At 71.1% G+C, this 18,662-nt stretch carries 18 protein-coding genes; 11 read left to right on the forward strand and 7 right to left on the reverse strand.

All coding sequences use genetic code 11. The features are described from left to right. The first annotated feature begins 16 nt into the window (after positions 1 to 16). From tal to ACFYZ8_RS41910, 8 genes are all read left to right on the forward strand, one after another. Positions 17 to 1,162, forward strand: a complete 1,146-nt coding sequence (gene tal, locus ACFYZ8_RS41875; RefSeq protein ID WP_359029774.1) for a transaldolase — start codon at positions 17 to 19, stop codon at positions 1,160 to 1,162. Next, positions 1,159 to 2,694 carry a glucose-6-phosphate dehydrogenase gene (zwf, locus tag ACFYZ8_RS41880; protein ID WP_359029773.1) on the forward strand — a complete coding sequence of 512 codons (1,536 nt, stop codon included), beginning with the start codon at positions 1,159 to 1,161 and terminating at the stop codon, positions 2,692 to 2,694. The genes tal and zwf overlap by 4 nt, the downstream gene beginning before the upstream one ends. Beyond that, positions 2,691 to 3,626: a glucose-6-phosphate dehydrogenase assembly protein OpcA gene (gene opcA / locus ACFYZ8_RS41885; protein ID WP_359029772.1), complete on the forward strand. Its 936-nt coding sequence runs from the start codon at positions 2,691 to 2,693 to the stop codon at positions 3,624 to 3,626. The genes zwf and opcA overlap by 4 nt, the downstream gene beginning before the upstream one ends. Continuing rightward, positions 3,619 to 5,271 carry a glucose-6-phosphate isomerase gene (gene pgi, locus ACFYZ8_RS41890; RefSeq protein ID WP_388532207.1) on the forward strand — a complete coding sequence of 551 codons (1,653 nt, stop codon included), beginning with the start codon at positions 3,619 to 3,621 and terminating at the stop codon, positions 5,269 to 5,271. The genes opcA and pgi overlap by 8 nt, the downstream gene beginning before the upstream one ends. Before the next feature lies 1 nt (position 5,272). Further along, a complete protein-coding gene (gene gnd / locus ACFYZ8_RS41895) occupies positions 5,273 to 6,151 on the forward strand; it encodes a phosphogluconate dehydrogenase (NAD(+)-dependent, decarboxylating) (protein ID WP_388532205.1) in 879 nt (292 codons plus the stop codon). Between the two features lie 7 nt (positions 6,152 to 6,158). Further along, complete coding sequence (locus tag ACFYZ8_RS41900) at positions 6,159 to 6,746, forward strand: histidine phosphatase family protein (protein WP_388532203.1); 588 nt, start codon at positions 6,159 to 6,161, stop codon at positions 6,744 to 6,746. A 306-nt stretch (positions 6,747 to 7,052) separates the two neighbouring features. Then, positions 7,053 to 7,817: a hypothetical protein gene (locus tag ACFYZ8_RS41905; protein ID WP_388532202.1), complete on the forward strand. Its 765-nt coding sequence runs from the start codon at positions 7,053 to 7,055 to the stop codon at positions 7,815 to 7,817. A gap of 82 nt (positions 7,818 to 7,899) precedes the next feature. Beyond that, positions 7,900 to 9,363 (forward strand): membrane-associated oxidoreductase, encoded by a 1,464-nt coding sequence (locus tag ACFYZ8_RS41910; protein ID WP_388532200.1) that lies wholly within the window; start codon positions 7,900 to 7,902, stop codon positions 9,361 to 9,363. A 7-nt stretch (positions 9,364 to 9,370) separates the two neighbouring features. On the opposite strand, the gene ACFYZ8_RS41915 is transcribed toward ACFYZ8_RS41910, so the two are convergent. Continuing rightward, positions 9,371 to 10,246, reverse strand: coding sequence for a shikimate dehydrogenase (locus ACFYZ8_RS41915; protein ID WP_388532199.1), 876 nt, complete (start codon positions 10,244 to 10,246; stop codon positions 9,371 to 9,373). A gap of 129 nt (positions 10,247 to 10,375) precedes the next feature. Between ACFYZ8_RS41915 and ACFYZ8_RS41920 the strand changes: the two genes are divergently transcribed. Both ACFYZ8_RS41920 and ACFYZ8_RS41925 read left to right on the forward strand, forming a co-directional pair. After that, positions 10,376 to 11,041 carry a TetR/AcrR family transcriptional regulator gene (locus ACFYZ8_RS41920; RefSeq protein ID WP_388532198.1) on the forward strand — a complete coding sequence of 222 codons (666 nt, stop codon included), beginning with the start codon at positions 10,376 to 10,378 and terminating at the stop codon, positions 11,039 to 11,041. Positions 11,042 to 11,165: 124 nt separating this feature from the next. Continuing rightward, positions 11,166 to 12,506, forward strand: a complete 1,341-nt coding sequence (locus tag ACFYZ8_RS41925) for an MFS transporter (protein WP_359029764.1) — start codon at positions 11,166 to 11,168, stop codon at positions 12,504 to 12,506. Between the two features lie 36 nt (positions 12,507 to 12,542). Here ACFYZ8_RS41925 and ACFYZ8_RS41930 read toward each other — a convergent pair whose 3' ends face one another. Both ACFYZ8_RS41930 and ACFYZ8_RS41935 read right to left on the reverse strand, forming a co-directional pair. Further along, complete coding sequence (locus ACFYZ8_RS41930; RefSeq protein ID WP_359029763.1) at positions 12,543 to 12,953, reverse strand: VOC family protein; 411 nt, start codon at positions 12,951 to 12,953, stop codon at positions 12,543 to 12,545. Between the two features lie 247 nt (positions 12,954 to 13,200). Continuing rightward, on the reverse strand, positions 13,201 to 13,650 hold the full coding sequence (locus ACFYZ8_RS41935) for a PPOX class F420-dependent oxidoreductase (protein WP_359029762.1): 450 nt from the start codon (positions 13,648 to 13,650) through the stop codon (positions 13,201 to 13,203). A gap of 158 nt (positions 13,651 to 13,808) precedes the next feature. Between ACFYZ8_RS41935 and ACFYZ8_RS41940 the strand changes: the two genes are divergently transcribed. Beyond that, on the forward strand, positions 13,809 to 15,035 hold the full coding sequence (locus tag ACFYZ8_RS41940; RefSeq protein ID WP_388532197.1) for a serine hydrolase domain-containing protein: 1,227 nt from the start codon (positions 13,809 to 13,811) through the stop codon (positions 15,033 to 15,035). 15 nt (positions 15,036 to 15,050) lie between these two features. Here the strand turns inward: ACFYZ8_RS41940 and ACFYZ8_RS41945 are convergent, their stop codons facing one another. Genes ACFYZ8_RS41945 through ACFYZ8_RS41960 form a run of 4 tightly spaced genes read right to left on the reverse strand, consistent with a single transcriptional unit; the run spans position 15,051 to position 18,658 of the window. After that, on the reverse strand, positions 15,051 to 16,205 hold the full coding sequence (locus ACFYZ8_RS41945) for a saccharopine dehydrogenase family protein (protein WP_388532195.1): 1,155 nt from the start codon (positions 16,203 to 16,205) through the stop codon (positions 15,051 to 15,053). Continuing rightward, positions 16,198 to 17,262, reverse strand: coding sequence for a saccharopine dehydrogenase (locus tag ACFYZ8_RS41950; RefSeq protein ID WP_388532194.1), 1,065 nt, complete (start codon positions 17,260 to 17,262; stop codon positions 16,198 to 16,200). Before ACFYZ8_RS41950 ends, ACFYZ8_RS41945 begins: the two co-directional genes overlap by 8 nt. Next, positions 17,259 to 18,407 (reverse strand): FAD-binding oxidoreductase, encoded by a 1,149-nt coding sequence (locus tag ACFYZ8_RS41955; protein ID WP_359029757.1) that lies wholly within the window; start codon positions 18,405 to 18,407, stop codon positions 17,259 to 17,261. The genes ACFYZ8_RS41950 and ACFYZ8_RS41955 overlap by 4 nt, the downstream gene beginning before the upstream one ends. Then, positions 18,404 to 18,658 carry a hypothetical protein gene (locus tag ACFYZ8_RS41960; RefSeq protein WP_388532192.1) on the reverse strand — a complete coding sequence of 85 codons (255 nt, stop codon included), beginning with the start codon at positions 18,656 to 18,658 and terminating at the stop codon, positions 18,404 to 18,406. Before ACFYZ8_RS41960 ends, ACFYZ8_RS41955 begins: the two co-directional genes overlap by 4 nt. Positions 18,659 to 18,662: the final 4 nt, after the last annotated feature.

An 18,662-nucleotide genomic window follows, 5' to 3' on the forward strand; every position in this document is an offset into this window, starting at 1 on the left:
GACCGCCAGAAAGAAGATGATCACTGTGACCGAAGCGACCGCACCCGCGGGAGCACTCAAGCGCCTGTCCGACGAGGGCGTCTCCATCTGGCTGGACGACCTGTCGCGGGGGCGGATCGAGTCGGGGAACCTCGCCGAGCTCGTCGCCACGAAGCACGTCGTCGGCGTGACCACCAACCCGTCCATCTTCCAGGCCGCCATCGGCTCGGGAGCGGGCTACGAGGAGCAGCTGAGCGACCTCGCGACCCGGGGCGTGACGGTCGACGAGGCCGTACGGATGATGACCACGGCCGACGTCCGCGCCGCCGCCGACGTCCTGCGTCCGGTGTACGAGGCGACCGGCGGCCGGGACGGCCGGGTCTCCATCGAGGTCGACCCGCGTCTGGCCCACGACACCCGGGCCACGATCGCCGAGGCCAAGCAGCTCGCCTGGCTCGTGGACCGCCCGAACGTCATGATCAAGATCCCGGCGACGAAGGCGGGCCTCCCGGCGATCACCGAGGTCATCGGCCTCGGGATCAGCGTCAACGTCACGCTGATCTTCTCCCTGGAGCGCTACCGCGAGGTCATGGACGCCTACCTCGCCGGCCTGGAGAAGGCCGCGAAGAAGGGCCTCGACCTCGCCACGATCCACTCCGTCGCCTCCTTCTTCGTCTCCCGCGTCGACTCCGAGATCGACAAGCGGCTCACGGTCCTCGGCACGGAGAAGGCCCTCGCGCTCAAGGGCCGGGCGGCGCTCGCCAACGCGCGGCTCGCCTACGAGGCGTACGAGGAGGTCTTCTCCTCGGCTCGCTGGGACTCCCTCGGCGGCGCCCGCGCCAACAGGCAGCGCCCGCTGTGGGCCTCGACGGGCGTGAAGGACCCGGCCTACAAGGACACCCTGTACGTCGACGACCTGGTCGCGCCCGGCACGGTCAACACCATGCCCGAGGCCACGCTGAACGCCACCGCCGACCACGGCGACATCACCGGCGACACGGTGACCGGCGGCTACGCGCAGGCCCGCGCCGACCTGGCCGCCGTGGAGGCGCTGGGTGTCTCCTACGACGAGGTCGTGCAGCAGCTGGAGGACGAGGGCGTGGCCAAGTTCGAGGCGGCCTGGCAGGACCTGCTGGACGCCGTCACCAAGTCGCTGAACAGCAAGGGAGTTGACGCGGAATGACCATCACCGCCGACTGGGAGAACCCCCTGCGCGACGAGCGCGACCGGCGTCTCCCCCGGATCGCCGGGCCGTCCGGGCTCGTCATCTTCGGTGTCACCGGCGACCTGTCCCGCAAGAAGCTGATGCCGGCCGTCTACGACCTCGCCAACCGCGGCATGCTCCCGCCGGGCTTCTCGCTCGTCGGATTCGCCCGCCGGGACTGGGAGGACGAGGACTTCGCGCAGATCGTGCACGACTCCGTGCGCGAGCACGCGCGGACCGAGTTCCGTGAGGAGGTCTGGCAGCAGCTCGCCGAGGGCATGCGGTTCATCCCGGGCGACTTCGACGACGACACGGCGTTCAAGCAGCTCCGACAGACCGTCGAGGACCTCGACAAGGCCCGCGGCACGAGCGGCAACTACGCCTTCTACCTCTCCGTACCGCCGAAGTTCTTCCCGAAGGTCGTCCAGCAGCTCAAGAAGCACGGGCTGGCCGACGCGCCCGAGGGGTCCTGGCGGCGCGCGGTCATCGAGAAGCCGTTCGGCCGCGACCTGAAGAGCGCCCGCGAGCTCAACGCCCTCGTGCACGACGTGTTCGAACCGGACCAGGTGTTCCGCATCGACCACTACCTGGGCAAGGAGACCGTCCAGAACATCCTGGCGCTGCGCTTCGCCAACCAGATGTACGAGCCCATCTGGAACCGCTCGTACGTCGACCACGTGCAGATCACGATGGCCGAGGACATCGGCATCGGCGGCCGGGCCGGCTACTACGACGGCATCGGCGCCGCCCGTGACGTCATCCAGAACCACCTGCTCCAGCTGATGGCGCTCACCGCCATGGAGGAGCCGGCCGCCTTCGACGCCGAGTCGCTGCTGACCGAGAAGCTGAAGGTCCTCAGGGCCGTGAAGCTGCCGGAGGACATCGGCAAGCACGCCGTGCGCGGGCAGTACGCGGGCGCCTGGCAGGGCGGCGAGAAGGTGCTCGGCTACTTGGAGGAGGACGGCATCGACAAGGCGTCCACCACCGACACGTACGCCGCCATCAGGCTGAACGTCGACAACCGCCGCTGGGCGGGCGTCCCCTTCTACCTGCGCACCGGCAAGCGGCTCGGACGCCGGGTCACCGAGATCGCGGTCGTCTTCCAGACGGCCCCGCACTCCCCCTTCGACACGACGGCCACCGAGGAGCTCGGCTCCAACGCCATCGTCATCCGCGTGCAACCCGACGAGGGCATGACGGTCCGGTTCGGGTCGAAGGTGCCGGGCACCTCGATGGAGATCCGGGACGTGACGATGGACTTCGCCTACGGCGAGTCGTTCACCGAGTCCAGCCCGGAGGCGTACGAGCGGCTCATCCTGGACGTCCTCCTCGGGGACGCCAACCTGTTCCCGCGTCACCAGGAAGTGGAAGAGTCCTGGAAGATCCTCGACCCGATCGAGGAGTACTGGGCGAACCACGGCCGTCCGGCGCAGTACGCGTCGGGTACCTGGGGACCCGAGGAAGCCGACGAGATGCTCGCACGAGACGGACGGAGCTGGCGCAGGCCATGAAGATCGACCTGACCGACACCACGGCAAGCAAGATCAACAAGGCGCTGGTGCAGGGTCGCCGCGCCATCGGAACCCCCGCGGTGGGCATGGTCCTGACGATGGTGATCGTCACGGACGAGGAGAACGCCTACGACGCGATCAAGGCGGCCGAGGAGGCCTCGCACGAGCACCCCTCGCGCACCCTGGTCGTCATCAAGCGGCACGCCCGCACCGCCCGCGACCGGATGGCGTCCAAGCTGGACGCCGAGGTCCGGGTGGGCGCCGACGCCGGCACCGGCGAGACGGTGATCCTGCGGACCTACGGCGAGGTCTCCGACCACGCCGATTCCGTGGTGCTGCCGCTGCTGCTGCCGGACGCCCCGGTCGTCGTGTGGTGGCCGGTGGACGCGCCGGAGAACCCGGCCAAGGACCCGCTGGGCGCGCTCGCCCAGCGCCGGATCACCGACCTGTACGCCGTCGAGAACCCCCTCGACGTGCTCGCGGCCCGGGTCCGCTCCTACGCGCCGGGCGACACCGACCTCGCCTGGACCCGGCTGACGCCGTGGCGCTCGATGCTGGCGGCGGCCCTCGACCAGGCCCGCGCGGAGATCATCTCCGGAGCCGTGGAGGCCGAGGCCGACAATCCGGCCGCCGAGCTGCTGGCCCGCTGGCTGGAGGCGCGCCTGAAGGTGAAGATCGACCGCGTGGTCACCGCGGGACCGGTGGTCACGGCCGTCCGCCTGGGCACCGCGAACGGCGAGATCGTCATCGACCGCCCCGAGGGCCCGCTGGCCACGCTGTCCCTGCCGGGACAGCCGTCGCGCACCCTCGCGCTGAAGGTCCGCACCACCTCCGAACTCATCGCCGAGGAGCTCCGCCGCCTCGACGCCGACGAGATGTACGCCGTCGCCCTGCGGGGCGAGGCCACCAAGGAGACCCCTGCTCATGTCTGACTCCCCTCTGCTCACGCGCCGCCCCGAGTGGACGGCCCTGGAGGACCACCGCGCCGGGCAACAGGCCCATCTGCGTGAACTGTTCGCCGATGATCCCGGGCGCGCGGAGCGGTACGTGGTGCGCGTGGGCGACCTGCGCATCGACTACTCCAAGCACCTGATCACCGACGAGACGCTGGCCCTGCTTCAGGAACTGGCCACCGCCACCGACGTGTTCGGGCTGCGGGACGCCATGTTCCGCGGTGAGCGGATCAACCTCACCGAGGACCGGGCGGTCCTGCACACCGCGCTGCGCGCCCCCGCGGGCGCAGTGGTCGAGGTCGACGGCGAGAACGTCGTGCCGCGCGTGCACGCCGTGCTCGACAAGATGAGCGACTTCGCGAACCGGGTCCGCTCCGGCGAGTGGACCGGCCACACCGGCAAGCGCATCAAGAACGTCGTCAACATCGGCATCGGCGGCTCGGACCTCGGTCCCGCCATGGCCTACGAGGCCCTGCGGGCGTTCACGGCACGGGAGTTGACCTTCCGCTTCGTGTCCAACGTGGACGGCGCCGACCTGCACGAGGCGGTCCGCGACCTGGACCCGGCGGAGACCCTGTTCATCGTCGCGTCCAAGACCTTCACCACGATCGAGACGATCACCAACGCCACCTCGGCCCGCACCTGGCTGCTCGACGGCCCGGCCGGACTCCGCGACGAGAAGGCGGTCGCCAAGCACTTCGTCGCCCTGTCGACGAACGCCGAGAAGGTCACCGACTTCGGCATCGACCCGGACAACATGTTCGAGTTCTGGGACTGGGTCGGCGGCCGCTACTCCTACGACTCGGCGATCGGCCTCTCCCTGATGATCGCCATCGGCCCGGACCGCTTCCGGGAGATGCTCGACGGCTTCCGGATCGTCGACGAGCACTTCCAGAACGCGCCCGCCGAGGCCAACGCCCCGCTGATCCTCGGCCTGTTGGGCGTCTGGTACGGCAACTTCCACGACGCCCAGTCGCACGCGGTGCTGCCGTACAGCCACTACCTGTCGAAGTTCACCGCCTACCTCCAGCAGCTGGACATGGAGTCCAACGGCAAGTCGGTGCAGCGTGACGGCGACCCCGTCCAGTGGCAGACCGGTCCGGTGGTGTGGGGCACGCCCGGCACCAACGGGCAGCACGCCTACTACCAGTTGATCCACCAGGGCACCAAGCTCATCCCGGCCGACCTGATCGGCTTCGCCCGCCCGGTCGACGAGCTGAGTGACGAACTCAAGGCGCAGCACGACCTGTTGATGGCCAACCTGTTCGCACAGGGGCAGGCGCTCGCCTTCGGCAAGACCGCCGAGGAGGTGCGCGCGGAGGGCGTGGCCGAGGAGCAGGTGGCCCACCGCACCTTCCAGGGCAACCACCCGACCACGACCATCCTGGCGCGCGCGCTGACGCCGTCGGTCCTGGGCCAGCTGATCGCCCTCTACGAGCACAAGGTGTTCGTCCAGGGCGCGGTCTGGAACATCGACTCCTTCGACCAGTGGGGCGTCGAGCTCGGCAAGGTCCTCGCCAAGCGTGTCGAGCCCGCCCTGACCGAGGGTGCCGAGGTCCCCGGTCTCGACTCCTCCACCACCGCCCTCGTGGCCGCCTACCGTGAACTGAAGGAAGTGCACTGACATGCAGTTGGGACTGATCGGCCTCGGCAAGATGGGCGGCAACATGCGCGAGCGCATCCGCCGCGCGGGCCACACCGTCGTCGGCTACGACCGCAATCCCGAGGTCTCCGACGTGGCGAGCCTCGCCGAACTGGTCGACAAGCTCGAAGCGCCGCGCACGGTGTGGGTGATGGTCCCGGCCGGCGCCGCCACCCAGTCCGTCGTGGACGAGCTCGGCGACCTCCTCTCCCCCGGTGACACCGTGGTCGACGGCGGCAACTCCCGCTGGAGCGACGACGAGAAGCACGCCGAGGAGCTCGGCGCCAAGGGCATCGGCTTCGTCGACGCCGGCGTCTCCGGCGGGGTGTGGGGCCTGCAGAACGGCTACGCCCTCATGGTCGGCGGCGACAAGGAGCACGTGGACCGGCTCCAGCCGATCTTCGAGGCGCTCAAGCCCGAGGGGCCGTACGGCTATGTCCACGCGGGCAAGGTCGGCGCCGGGCACTTCTCCAAGATGGTCCACAACGGCATCGAGTACGCCATGATGCAGGCCTACGCCGAGGGCTGGGAGCTGCTGGAGAAGGTCGAGTCGGTGGACAGCGTGCGGGAGGTGTTCCGCTCCTGGCAGGAGGGGACCGTCATCCGCTCCTGGCTGCTCGACCTCGCGGTCAACGCCCTCGACGAGGACGAGCACCTGGACAAGCTCAGGGGCTACGCGGAGGACTCCGGCGAGGGCCGCTGGACCGTGGAGGCCGCCGTGGACAACGCGGTGCCGCTGCCCACCATCACCGCCTCCCTCTTCGCGCGGTTCGCGTCCCGCCAGGACGACTCCCCGCAGATGAAGATGGTCGCGGCGCTGCGCAACCAGTTCGGCGGGCACGCCGTCGAAGCGAAGAAGTAGGCGCGCCGTGGGGGATCTTCTTCTGGTCCGCCACGGCGAGACGGAGTGGAGCGTGTCGGGCCAGCACACCAGCTGGACCGACCTGCCCCTCACCCAGCACGGCGAGGAACAGGCCAAGTCACTCGCTCCGCTCCTCTCGGACCGGACCTTCTCGCTCGCGCTGACCAGTGAGCTGGACCGCGCGATACGCACCGCCGAACTGGCGGGCATCACCGGGGCCGTGACCGACCCCGACCTCCACGAGTGGGACTATGGCGCCTACGAGGGCATCACCACCGTCGACATCCACCGCACCCACCCCGACTGGAACCTGTGGACCGACGGGGTCCCGCCGGGGCCGGACGGACACCCCGGGGAGTCGCCGGAGCAGATCGGCCGACGTGCCGACCGGGTCCTGAGCCGCGTCGACGCCGCCCTTGCCGACGGCGACGTGCTCCTCGTGGCCCACGCCCACTTCCTGCGGGTCCTGACGGCCCGCCGGCTGGGACTGGCCCCGGCGGACGGACGTCTGTTCCAGCTGGCGACCGGCACGGTGAGCCGGCTGTCGACGGAACACGACCGACCGGTGATCGCGGAGTGGAACACCAGGGCCTGACACATCCCGCGGCCTGGGTTGCGGCACGTTTCTCCTCTCACCCGATTCTCTGGGCGACGTGAGGAGCGGGCGTGCCGGAAGCCCGGGCCGTTGTCGTGCAGGAGGCCCGGACGTCGACGCTATGCCGGACTCAGCCCTTTAAGTATGGGTACCAGGCGGCTCGTTGGGGTATATCCACGGAATCGGTGCGGACTGAACGGGGTGAGTGCCGTGGCGGCGATTCCGGAGAACACAGGGCGGACGACCTCTCCCATGGGTCCGCCCCATGAAGTCAGGCGGGCCGCGTACCTCATGCGGAAAACAGCCATGAAGGCTCTGAAATACCTTCGCGACGACGACGGGGAACAGTATGAGCGGTGGTCGGCGGAGGCCGCCGAACGCCTCGTGGATGTCGTGGCGGCGATCACCGGTGAGAAGCGGGAAGAGCAGCCCCGGATCACGTTCTCCGATCCGGAGAGCGCTCGCAGGTCATTGCGGTGCATGGTGCATCTGGCGCTGCATCTCACCGCTTACGACCTCGACCTGGTGGACGTACGGCGGTGCCTGCGGGACCGGTCCGCCCCAGTGGAGCCGCACCATCTCGGGGAACGGCTCGTCGCCGCCGGGTTCGACCTCAACACGGCCGTCCGGTTCCCCACCGCCGACGGCGTCAGCCAGACGTTCACCGTGGCCGAACAGGCCACGCGGGACTGTGACCCCAAGGTCAAGGCCGGCCTCAAAGCAGTCAAGTACGCTCTGGCCCCGAGTCCGTTCGGCCTGGTCAACGACGTCACGACCATGCTCGGCCGCGCCGAGTACCACAGACACCTGACAGATGTCGCGAAACTTGTCGCGGCTCTGCGGCCCTCCGTCAGCCCCGTCGAGTCCGGTCCCTCGCGACCTGTTTCCTCTCGGCACCTCTACTCCGGGCGACGACCCGGTGCGCGTAGGCGCGCGGCCAGTTCGACACCGCGGATCGGCGAGCCTGCCGAGAGCCGCCGGTCCATCGAAGTCCCCTCCGCCCCGATCGCCGCCGAAGCGACCAGGAAGCAGCTGCGGATACGCCCACGCGGGCCTCGGATGAGTCTCTGAACCGGAGCCCACGCCGACCTCCTTCGCCCCTGCGTACACGCATGGTTGACAGCTCGTCACGCTCGCGTCAGAGTCACCGCTGATGGAGATCAACAGCCTGTCCCCGGCCGAACTGCGTGTGTGGCGCGCCTTCCCGAAGGGCGAGGCCGTGGACTTCCGCGCGGCCGACGACGAGGACGTGTCGGGCGGCGCCGAGTGGGGCGCCGAACGCACCGTGCGCGCCTCGGTGTTGCGGTCGCTGATGCTCAACGGGCCGCTGGAGGACGGGGAGATACCCGCACTCAAACTGGCCGGTGCCCGGATCACCGGTGTGCTCGGGCTCCAGTACGGGACGGTCGACCACGCCGTACGCCTGAGCCACTGCCACTTCGACGACGTACCGCTGCTGTACGGCTGCCGGCTGCGTCAGCTGAACCTCAGCAACTCCGTGCTGCCCGGCCTGACCGCCGCGACGATGCGGGTGGAGGCGGTGCTGCGGATGACGGACTGCCGGGTGAACGGGCCGGTGCGGCTCGGCGGGGCGCAGATCGCGGGGGCGCTGTTCATGGAGCGCGCCGAGATCGTCGCGGACCAGGCCGGGGAACCCGCGCTCCAGCTCAACCACATGAGCACGGGCGACGACCTGTGGGCACCGGGACTCCGTGTCCACGGTGAACTCCGCCTCAACGGCGCCTCCGTCGCCGGTTCCGTCAACCTCAACGACGCCCGGCTCAGCCACCCCGGCGACATCGTCCTCGACGCGCAGACCCTCGTCGTGGAAGGCGACGTCCATCTGCGCCGGGTGCACACCTTCGGCTGGATCGGGCTGCGGGGCGCCCGGATCGCGGGCCGTCTCGACTTCTCCTACGCTCATCTGTCGAACCCCGGCGACGCGGCGCTGCGGGCGAGCAGCAGCACCATCGGGGAGCTGTGGATCCGCAAGGGCCCGCCCATGGAGGGCACCCTCACTCTGCGCCGCGCGCAGATCGACGAGCTGTTCCTGGAGCCGGAGTCGGTGCCGGACGAGGTGCAGTTCAACGGGCTCGTCTACACCTCGCTCACCCCGCAGGAACCGCCCGAGCGCCGCCTGCCGATGCTGGAGCGGGACCGCGAGGGCTATGTCCCCCACGCCTACGAGCAGTTGACCGCCGCCTATCGCCGCATCGGCGACGACCGCGCCGCCCGGCTGGTGCAGCTCGCCAAACAGCGCCGCCACCGCGCCACCCTCTCCTGGTACGGGCGCCTGTGGGGCCACGTCCAGGACGCCACCGTCGGCTACGGCTTCCGCCCGCTGCGTGCCTGCGTCTGGCTGGTCTGCCTGCTCGCCCTCGGCACGCTCGCCTACGGCCTGCACCATCCGCCGCCGCTGAAGGCCGACGAGGCCCCCGACTTCAACGCGTTCTTCTACACCCTCGACCTGCTGCTGCCGGTGATCTCCTTCGGCCAGGAGGGCGCCTTCGCCCCGCGGGGCTGGTACCAGTCGCTGTCGTACGCGCTGGTCATCGCGGGCTGGATCCTGGCGACGACGGTCTTCGCCGGTGTCACCCGTACCGTCAACCGCCAGTGAAACGCGGTTACTTGGGGGCCACGGCCACGCCCGCCAGTTCCGCGATGTCCGCCAGCATCCGGGCCGCGTCGGGTTCCCGCCCCGTGAACAGCCTGAAGGCGTCCGCGGCCTGGAAGACCGCCATGCCGCCGCCGTCCAGGGTGGCGCAGCCCAACGCGCGGGCGGTGCACAGCAGTTCCGTCTCCAGCGGGCGGTAGACGACCTCGGCGACCCACAGCTCGGGGCGGAGCAGACCGGCGGGCAGGGGCAGGCCGGGGTGGGCGGCCATGCCGGTGGGGGTGGCGTGCACCAGGCCGTCGGCGTCGGCGAGCAGCTGGGGCAGCCGGTCCGGGGTGGCGGCGGCGGCCCGGCCCTCGCCGAAGTGCCGGTTCAGGGAGGCGGCGAGGTCGGCCGCCCGGTCGGCGAGCGCGTCGACGACCATGACCCGCCCGGCGCCCAGGGTGAGCGTGGCGTGCGCGACGGCCGCTCCGGCGCCGCCCGCGCCCAGCTGCACGACCCGCTCCAGGGGCACGTCGGGCAGCCCGCGGGCGAAGGACGCGGCGAAGCCGGTCACGTCGGTGTTGTGTCCGGTCGCCCGGCCGTTCTCGAAGACGACCGTGTTGACCGCGCCGAGCGCCTCGGCCTGCGGCGTGAGCGCGTCGAGATGCCCGATGGCCAGCTGCTTGCAGGGGTGGGTGATGTTCAGCCCGTCGAAGCCCAGGTCACGGGCGGCCCGCAGCAGATCGCCGACCGCCTCGGGGCGTACGCCGAGCATGTCGATGTCGATGAGCCGGTACAGGTAACGCAGGCCCTGCCGGTCCGCCTCCCGCTCGTGCAGCGCCGGGCTCAGCGAGGGGCCGATGCCCGCGCCGATCAGACCGACGAGAAACGAGTCCTTGGCCACGCGGACCTCCCGAGCCCAGCATTAATGTACGAACCAGTACGTTAGCTATATCAGGCTGGGCGCCCTCGGGGAAGGCTCCGGCCGCGCCTTCTAGAATCGCGGCACCGGCCGCTCTCCCGAAGGAATCCGATGACCAGCGTCGACGAACCGGCACGACCGCACGGGCGGATCCGCGACGCCGCCCGCACCCAGGCCGAGATCCTCGACGTGGCGACCCGCGAGTTCGCCCGGGCCGGCTACGACGGCGCCCGCGTGGACGAGATCGCCGCCCGCACCCGCACCACCAAGCGGATGATCTACTACTACTTCGGCGGCAAGGAACAGCTCTTCACGGCCGTCCTGGAGCGGGCGTACGGCGTGATCCGCGAGGCCGAGCAGGAGCTGGACGTCGAGCACCTGGACCCGGTCGCGGCGATCCGGCGGCTGGCCGAGGTGACCTTCGACCACCACGAGCAGCACCCCGACTTCATCCGCCTGGTCAGCATCGAGAACATCCACGGGGCCGAGCACATCGCCGCCTCCGAGAAGCTCGGGAAGATCGGCTCCCCCGCGCTCGACGTGATCCGCCGCATCCTGGCCTCGGGGCAGGAGTCCGGCCTGTTCACGGCCGACGTGGACGCCGTCGACCTGCACGCGATGATCAGCTCGTTCTGCTTCTTCCGGGTGGCCAACCGGCACACCTTCGGGGCGCTGTTCGGACGCGACCTGGTGGCCGCCGAGCAGCGGGAGCACTACCGGAACATGCTGGGAGACATGGTGATCGCCTATCTGACGGCGGACCGGGCAGCGGAGTGAACCGGCACGTCCGGACCCCTTGACACCCTGGACGTGCGGGCGCAACATCCTCCGCAACCGCTACTAACTATCCAGTGGGTTAATTACCTGGATAGCTCCCGGAGTCCCCCCGAAGGAGCACCCCGTGTCCGTCCCCGCCGAAGCCGCCGGGCAACCGAAGAAGGCGGCGACCGCCGCCTGGATCGGCAGCGCCCTGGAGTACTACGACTTCTTCATCTACGGCAGCGCCGCAGCCCTGATCTTCCCGAAGGTGTTCTTCGACGAGTCCGACCCGGCCACCGCGACCCTGCTGTCGCTGGCCACCTTCGGTGTCGCCTACGCGGCCCGGCCGGTCGGCGCGCTCTTCCTCGGACACTTCGGGGACCGGGTCGGCCGTAAGAAGATCATGGTCTTCACGCTGATCCTGATGGGCCTGTCGACCTTCCTCATCGGCTGTCTGCCCACCCGCCACCAGGTCGGCACCCTCGCCCCGGTCCTTCTGGTGCTGTGCCGGGTCCTCCAGGGCATCTCGGCCGCCGGTGAGCAGGCCAGCGCCAACTCCATGAGCCTGGAACACGCGCCCGCGCACCGGCGGGGCTTCTTCACGAGCTTCACGCTCAGCGGCACCCAGGGCGGACAGCTGCTCGCCACCCTGGTCTTCCTGCCGGTCGCCGCGCTGCCCGAGGACCAGTTGCTGTCCTGGGGCTGGCGGGTGCCGTTCTGGCTGAGTGTCGCGGTCGCCGTGGCCGGGTTCGTGATCCGCCGCAAGCTGGAGGAGACACCGGCCTTCGAGCAGCAGGCCGCCTCCGAGGGGGTACCGAAAATGCCGCTCGCGGTGCTGCTGCGGGAGCACTGGGCGGACGTGCTGCGGGTGATCGGCGGCGCGCTGATCGCCTCGGTCTCCACGATCTTCACGGTGTGGGCGCTGGCGTACGCGACCAGCGACGCGGTCGGGATGAGCCGTTCCTCGATGCTGTGGGTGGGCGCGCTGGCCAACGTCGTCGCGCTCGCCGCGATCCCCCTGTGGGCCACGCTGTCGGACCGCATCGGGCGGCGCCCCGTCTTCCTGATCGGCGCGGTGGGCAGCGCGGTGACGATGTTCCTGTACCTCTGGGCGATCTCCACGGGCAACTACCCGCTGACGCTGCTGCTCGGCATCGTCACCTTCGGTGTCGTCTACAGCGCCGCGAACGGGGTCTGGCCGTCCTTCTACGGCGAGATGTTCTCCACCCGGGTCCGGCTGTCGGGCATGGCCATCGGTACGCAGATCGGCTTCGCGGTAGCCGGTTTCGCGGTCACCTTCGCGGCCCAGATCGCGGGGCCCGACGGCACCGACTGGTCCTCGGTGGCCCTGTTCACCGCGGCCCTGTGCGTCCCGCCGCTGATCGCCGCCCTGACGGCCCGCGAGACCCACCGGGTCCCCACGGAGGAGCTCGGCTCACGCACCGCCCGTAAGGCACCCCGCCCGGAGACGGTACGGGCCTGACCCCGCCCCTCTCGCCACGGCACCGGGGCCGGCGTCCTACCCGTTCGACCAGCCCCGCGTGCACAGCACGAGCCGGTATCCGTCGGGGTCCTCCACGGTGACACCCCACTCGTTCCAGTACGGGTTCGGCGACCGCACCTGCTTTCCGCCGTGCGCCTCCAGACGGGCGACCAGGTCCTGCGGTACCGGCCCGTCGACGTACACGACCAGCAGGTCCTCGTCGGTGGGCCGGGGCTCGACCGGATGGCCCTGCTCGTGGACCAGCTCCAGGTGCCAGCCGGCGTCCGGCCACCCGAGCATCAGGAGGTCGTGCTCACCGGGTTCCGGGCCACCCTCGGCGCGCCACACCACCTCCAGACCCAGCCCCTCGGCCCAGAACCGCTCGGCGGCGGCCAGGTCCCTGGAAGGGCGGGCGATACGGATGTGGCTGCGGCCGTCGACGGGCATGCTGACCTCTTCCCTCGGTGTGCCGGTCAGCGTAGGCAGCCGCCCGCCCCCGGGACATCGGCCGTCCGCCCTGCGCCGCTGGTCGTAGGACCGACGGGCTGGAAGTGATGAACGGCCCGTGGCGGCACAGGCGACTGCACCCCCGTAGGGGCGCGGGGAACTGCGCGACCAGCCACACCGCACCCGCACCCGCACCCGCACCCGCCCGAGACCAAACCCGGCACCCCCTGGGCGCCACCCAAGCCGGTCAGCCGCCGATCGCCCCGGCGGGAATCCCGTACGCCCGTTCCACCCGCAGCCTCAGCACCAGCCGGCGGTCCCGGACCATCGCCGCCCGGTAGTCGTCCCAGTCGGGGTGTTCGCCCTGGACGTCCCGGTACAGGCGGACGAGTTCCTCGACGGTGTCGTCGTGCGGCTCCTTCGCCACCGGGGTGAGGTCGGCCGTGCCCTCGGCGACCGTGTACGCCCACCGGTCCGCCGTCGTCACGTGGTAGGAGGCGCGGGGATCCCGGCGCAGGTTGCGGGTCTTGGCGCGGTCGTCGGTGAGGGAGACCCGGATGATCCGCTCGTCGGGGTAGTAGGCGTGGGTGACGTTCGACAGCTGGGGCCGGCCGTCGCGCTTGAGGGTGACCAGCACCCCGCCGTGGCCCTCGGAGAGCAGCCGGAGCAGTGCGTCCTGCGTCGCGTCCTGAGTCATACCACGATCAACCGGCCCGGCGGCGCCGGGCATTCCCGCTGCCGCCGATTCCCGCCCGACCCGCAGCTCGTCGCGGTTTCCTGAGCGAAGATGATGTCTGAGGTGGTCCGGACGGGGTATGTCGGTCCGCACCTCGACGGACGCGACGGAGGAGAGCGATGGCACAGCTGCGGCAAGAGGTCGATCCCGGTGAGGTGGGGCTGGACGCGAAGGCGCTGGACCGCCTCGACCAGCATTTCGCCCACTACGTCGACGAGGGCCGGATGCCCGGTTTCCTGGTGTCCGTCGCCCGCGGCGGACGCGTCGCCCACCTCACCGCGCACGGCCGCCGTGACGTCGCGGCCGGCCTGCCGGTCGAGGCCGACACCCTGTGGCGGATCTACTCGATGACCAAACCGGTCACCGCCGTGGCAGCCCTGATCCTGGTGGAGGAGGGCCGGCTGTCGCTGGACGACCCGGTCGCCGACTACCTGCCGGCGTTCGCGGACCCCCGGGTCTACGTGGACGGCTCCGGCGACAGCCTCACCACCCGCCCGGCCGACGGCCCGATCCTGGTCCGGCATCTGATGACCCACACCGCGGGCCTGACCTTCGCCTTCTACCACTCCCACCCGGTCGACGCCCTCTACCGCGAGGCCGGTCTGGACTCGTCCGTGCTGCCGGGCTCGGACCTCGCCGAGACCGTCGCCGTGTACGCGAGCCTGCCACTCCAGTTCGAGCCGGGCACGCAGTGGAACTACTCGGTCGCCTCCAACGTCCTGGGCCGGGTCATCGAGATCGCGTCCGGCCAGAGCCTCGACGCCTTCTTCGCCGAGCGCGTCTTCGGCCCCCTCGGGATGACCGACGCCGGCTTCTGGGTGACGGACGAACAGGCCCACCGGCTCTCGGAGTTGTACGGCGAGAAGGACGACGGCACCATCGAGCCGGTCCCCGGACTGCCGCTGCGGGGCCGCCCCCGTCTGCTGTCCGGCAGCGGCGGCCTGGCGGCGTCGGCGTACGACGTCCACCGCTTCGCCGAACTCCTGCGCCGCCGCGGCGAGCTGGACGGCACCCGCCTGCTGTCCCCCGGGACCGTGGACCTGATGACCTCCAACCACCTCCCCGGCGGCGCCGACCTGCGCGCCTTCGGCACCAAGCCGGCCCACGACGAACCCGGCAACGACGGCGTCGGATTCGGCCTCAGCGTCTCCGTGGTGATCGACCCCGCCCGCACCCTGGCCCCGTCGAGCCTGGGTTCCTTCGGCTGGAGCGGGGCGGCGTCCACGACCTTCTGGGTCGACCCGCGCCGCGATCTGACCGTGCAGTTCTTCACCCAGGTCCGGCCGAAGACGCTGAAGCTCTTCCCCGACCTCAAGCGGCTGGTCCACGAGGCCGTCGCCGACTAGGACGCCCCGAGTCGGCTACTGGTCCACCCGCAGCGTGAAGTGCACGCCGTCCCGGGCGAGTTCGCCGAGCCACTGCCGTGAGCGCGCCGCGGTCTCGGCGGCGCGGTTCAGCCCCGCCGGGAGGGAACCGTCCAGGATGTGGCCCACGCCCAGGGCGAGGGTCCGCGAGACACAGCGGGCCATGGCGCTGTCCTCCTCGTCGCCCACCAGGTCGAGGAGGTAGCCCCCGGACCAGGTACGGCCGTCCTCCGCGCGCACGTCGAGGGAGACGGCGAGGACGACCCGGTCCCGGTCGGCGTCCGTCGTCGGGTACCTGGCCGCCAACTCCTGGGCCAGGGCCGCGATCCGGGTGTCGTCGCCCGTCCGCAGCTCCTCGAAGACCGGCTCCCAGGCCCGCAGCCAGCCGTCGAGGCGCAGGGTGCCGCGCACGAAGGTCCGCGGTGTCCAGGCGGCCGGCAGTCCGTACTGCTCGACGAAGGGGACGCTGTCGCGGTTGGGGTAGACCTCGAAGGTCTCGCCGTCCACGACATGGCGCCGGGTCGCCTCCCAGGGGCGCTCGGCGGTGGTCGGGGTGCCGTTGTCGATGTAACGGGCGGGCGAGCGAAGGGCGTTGAGGACTCCGTACGGCGCCCAGCTGAAGCGGTACCTGAAGTCGTTCGGGACGGCGGGGACACCGCCGCAGTAGGAGGTGAGTGCGTACGACGCCGGTGTCGTGTCGCCGATCACCTCGCGGGCCCTGTCGACGAGGTCGTGCGCGAAGAGGTGGTCGATGCCCGGGTCGAGCCCGGCCTCGGTGAGGACGACGATCCCGGCCTTCCGCGCCTGCGGGACCTGTTCGAGGACGGCGTCGGAGACATAGCTGGAGCAGGCGAAGTGGGCCTGCTCGCGCACACAGGCGGCCAGGATCTCGGCGTGCTCGGGCGCGGGCAGCATCGACACGACGACGTCACCGGGCGCCAGTTCGGCCGCCAGCGCGGACAGCGTGTAGGCGCGGGGCGCGGCCTGCCCGTTCAGTCCCAGCCCTTCCAGGGCCTCTTCCGCCCGCTCCTCGGTGCGGTGCCACAGCATCACACGGTCGGCCGAGTCGCACAGTGCGGCCAGGCCGCCGCCGGTGGAGAGCCCGGCGCCGATCCAGTGCACGGTGCCGGTCGCCGGAATCAGGTCAGACACTGCGGGACTCCCCTTCCACGACGCCGAGTTCACGGCAGGCCTGATGGAACCGCTCCAGACAGCGCCCCCAGGGACCGCCGGTCTCGAACTCCAGCAGCAGAGGCAGCAGGGAGCCCGAGAAGCCGACGCTTGACTCCTCCGGGAGCAGGGACGGCAGGTTGTCGATGGCGATCAGGTCCAGCGGGGGCTCCTTGTGCAGTCGGCGGACGGGCTCGGCCCACTCGGTGACGCGGTCGTAGACCGGGAGGACGTTCAGGGGCGAGCCGACGTCGCAGGTGACGTCGGAGAGGGTGCGCAGCCGGCGGGCGGGGTCGTCGAGGTCCGCCTCGCGGACGAAGGGCGGGATCGGGCTGGTGGCGAGGACGCAGTTCACCAGGACGTCGTGGCCGAGCAGGGCCGGGCGGTCCAGGTTCCGGGTCTCGTCCAGGTCCCAGCAGGTGGGCTCGATCCCGGCCGTCCGGAGTGCGACGCGGGCACCCCGCCCGCTGCGGCCCAGTGCCCCGATCACCAGCGCCGTGAACTCCTCGTCCCCTGCGGCGGGCCGCAGCGCCTCCTCCAGTTCCTCCCGCGAGGTGGGCGTGAGGGGTGCGGACAGCCTGCCCCGGTGCTGAAGCACGGCCAGGGCGGCACCCAGGTATCCGGCCCAGTAGCCGAACGCGGCGAGCCTGCGGCCGTGGTCGTCGACCAGGTACTCCAGGTCGAGCAGCGCCCCTCCCCCGGCGGCGAACCGGCGCAGCAGGTCCAGGGCGCCCGGCTGCCGCTTGTAGGCGTGGCCGAAGAAGACGTGCCGGTGCGTCAGGGCGGCGGGCTCGTCGGGAAGTTCCTTCAGGCCCACGACCACGGCGTCCCGCGGCGCCCGGGAGGCCCACGAGCCCGCGGATGCGACACGGCAGCCGACCGCCTCGTACTGCTCGATCGGGAAGATCCGCTGCGGGGACTCCTCGACGGTCAGCGCCACGCCGCTGTCGACGAGCCGCCGGGCGTCGGACGGCACGAGGGGCGTGCGCCGCTCGGTGGAACGGACCTCGTGGCGCAGCCACAGATGGAGCTCGGTCATACGCGGTTGGCCTCCGGACGCGGGGCGTCGGCCGCGAACCGGCCGGCGCTGAGCGGGCTGATGTCCACGAAGGGTACGCGGCCCAGGTACAGGTCGCGGACGACCTCGCCGACGGCCGGTCCCTGGAGGAAACCGTGGCCGGAGAAGCCGGTGGCGTACAGGAAGCGGGAGACCGAAGTCGCCTCGCCGATCAGGGCGTTGTGGTCGGGGGTGATCTCGTACAGCCCGGCCCAGCCGCCGGTGCGGCGCAGGTCCAGGAGGGCGGGGGCGCGGTGCCGCATGGCCTCGGCCAGTCGGGGGATCCAGCGGTCGTGAGTGGCGGTGTCGAAACCGGGCCGCTCGTCGGGGTCGGACATGCCGAGGAGGAGGCCGGGTCCCTCGCGGTGGAAGTAGAGGCTGCTGGTGAAGTCGATGGTCATGGGGAGGCCGGGCGGCAGTCCCGGGACCGGTTCGGTGACCGCGATCTGGCGGCGCAGCGGCTCGACCGGCAGGTCCACGCCGGCCATCGCGCCGACGGCCCGCGACCAGGCGCCGGCCGCGCAGATCACGGTGCCGGTGGCGATCCGGCCCCTGGTCGTCCCGACGGCCGTGATGTCATCGCCGCGCAGTTCGATGCCGGTGACCTCGGTGTGCCGGAGGATGGTCACGCCGTGACGGCGGGCGTCGGCCGCGTAGCCGTGCACCACGGACTCCGGTGTGCAGTGGCCGTCCTCCGGCGAGAAGGCGGCGGCGAGCAGGCCGTCGGTGGTGATGAGCGGGGAGAGAGCGCGGGCCTCGGACGGGTCGGTCATGCGGCTCGGGACGCCGAGGGAGTTCTGGAGCCGGACGCTCTCCTCGAAGGAGGTGACCTCCTCGGGCGTCGACAGCAGGAACAGGTATCCGACCCGGTGCAGCCCGATGTCCTGCCCGGTCTCCTCCTCGAAGCGGCCGAACGCCTCCAGGCTGCGCGCCCCGAGCCGGATGTTGAGCTCGTCGGAGAACTGCGCCCGCACCCCGCCGGCCGCCTTCGAGGTGGAGCCGGAGGCGAGCTCGTCCCGCTCGACGAGCACCACGTCACGGACGCCCGCACGTGCCAGATGGCGGGCGATGCTCGTGCCCATGACGCCGCCGCCGATGACGACGACCTCGGCCGACCGCGTATTCACCGGTGCTCCCCCTCACCGTGCACCCGGGCGCGCGCCACTCCCCGCGCACCGCCGGTGTCGTACTCCGTGTGCGGGCCGTGACCAGGGAGGCGCCGGTCACCGCCTCCTCGGCGCGCGGCCGGGCGGCCGGTCAGCGGCCCGGAGCCGGCGGAGAGCCGGGAGACGCAGGCGAAGACCACGCTGCCGTCGAAGCGGCTCGGACGCGTGATCGTGACCTGCTCTCCGGAGAGGAAGAGGACGTCATCGGTCATGCCC

Source organism: Streptomyces sp. NPDC001668 (assembly GCF_042893155.1).
Classification (GTDB): domain Bacteria; phylum Actinomycetota; class Actinomycetes; order Streptomycetales; family Streptomycetaceae; genus Streptomyces.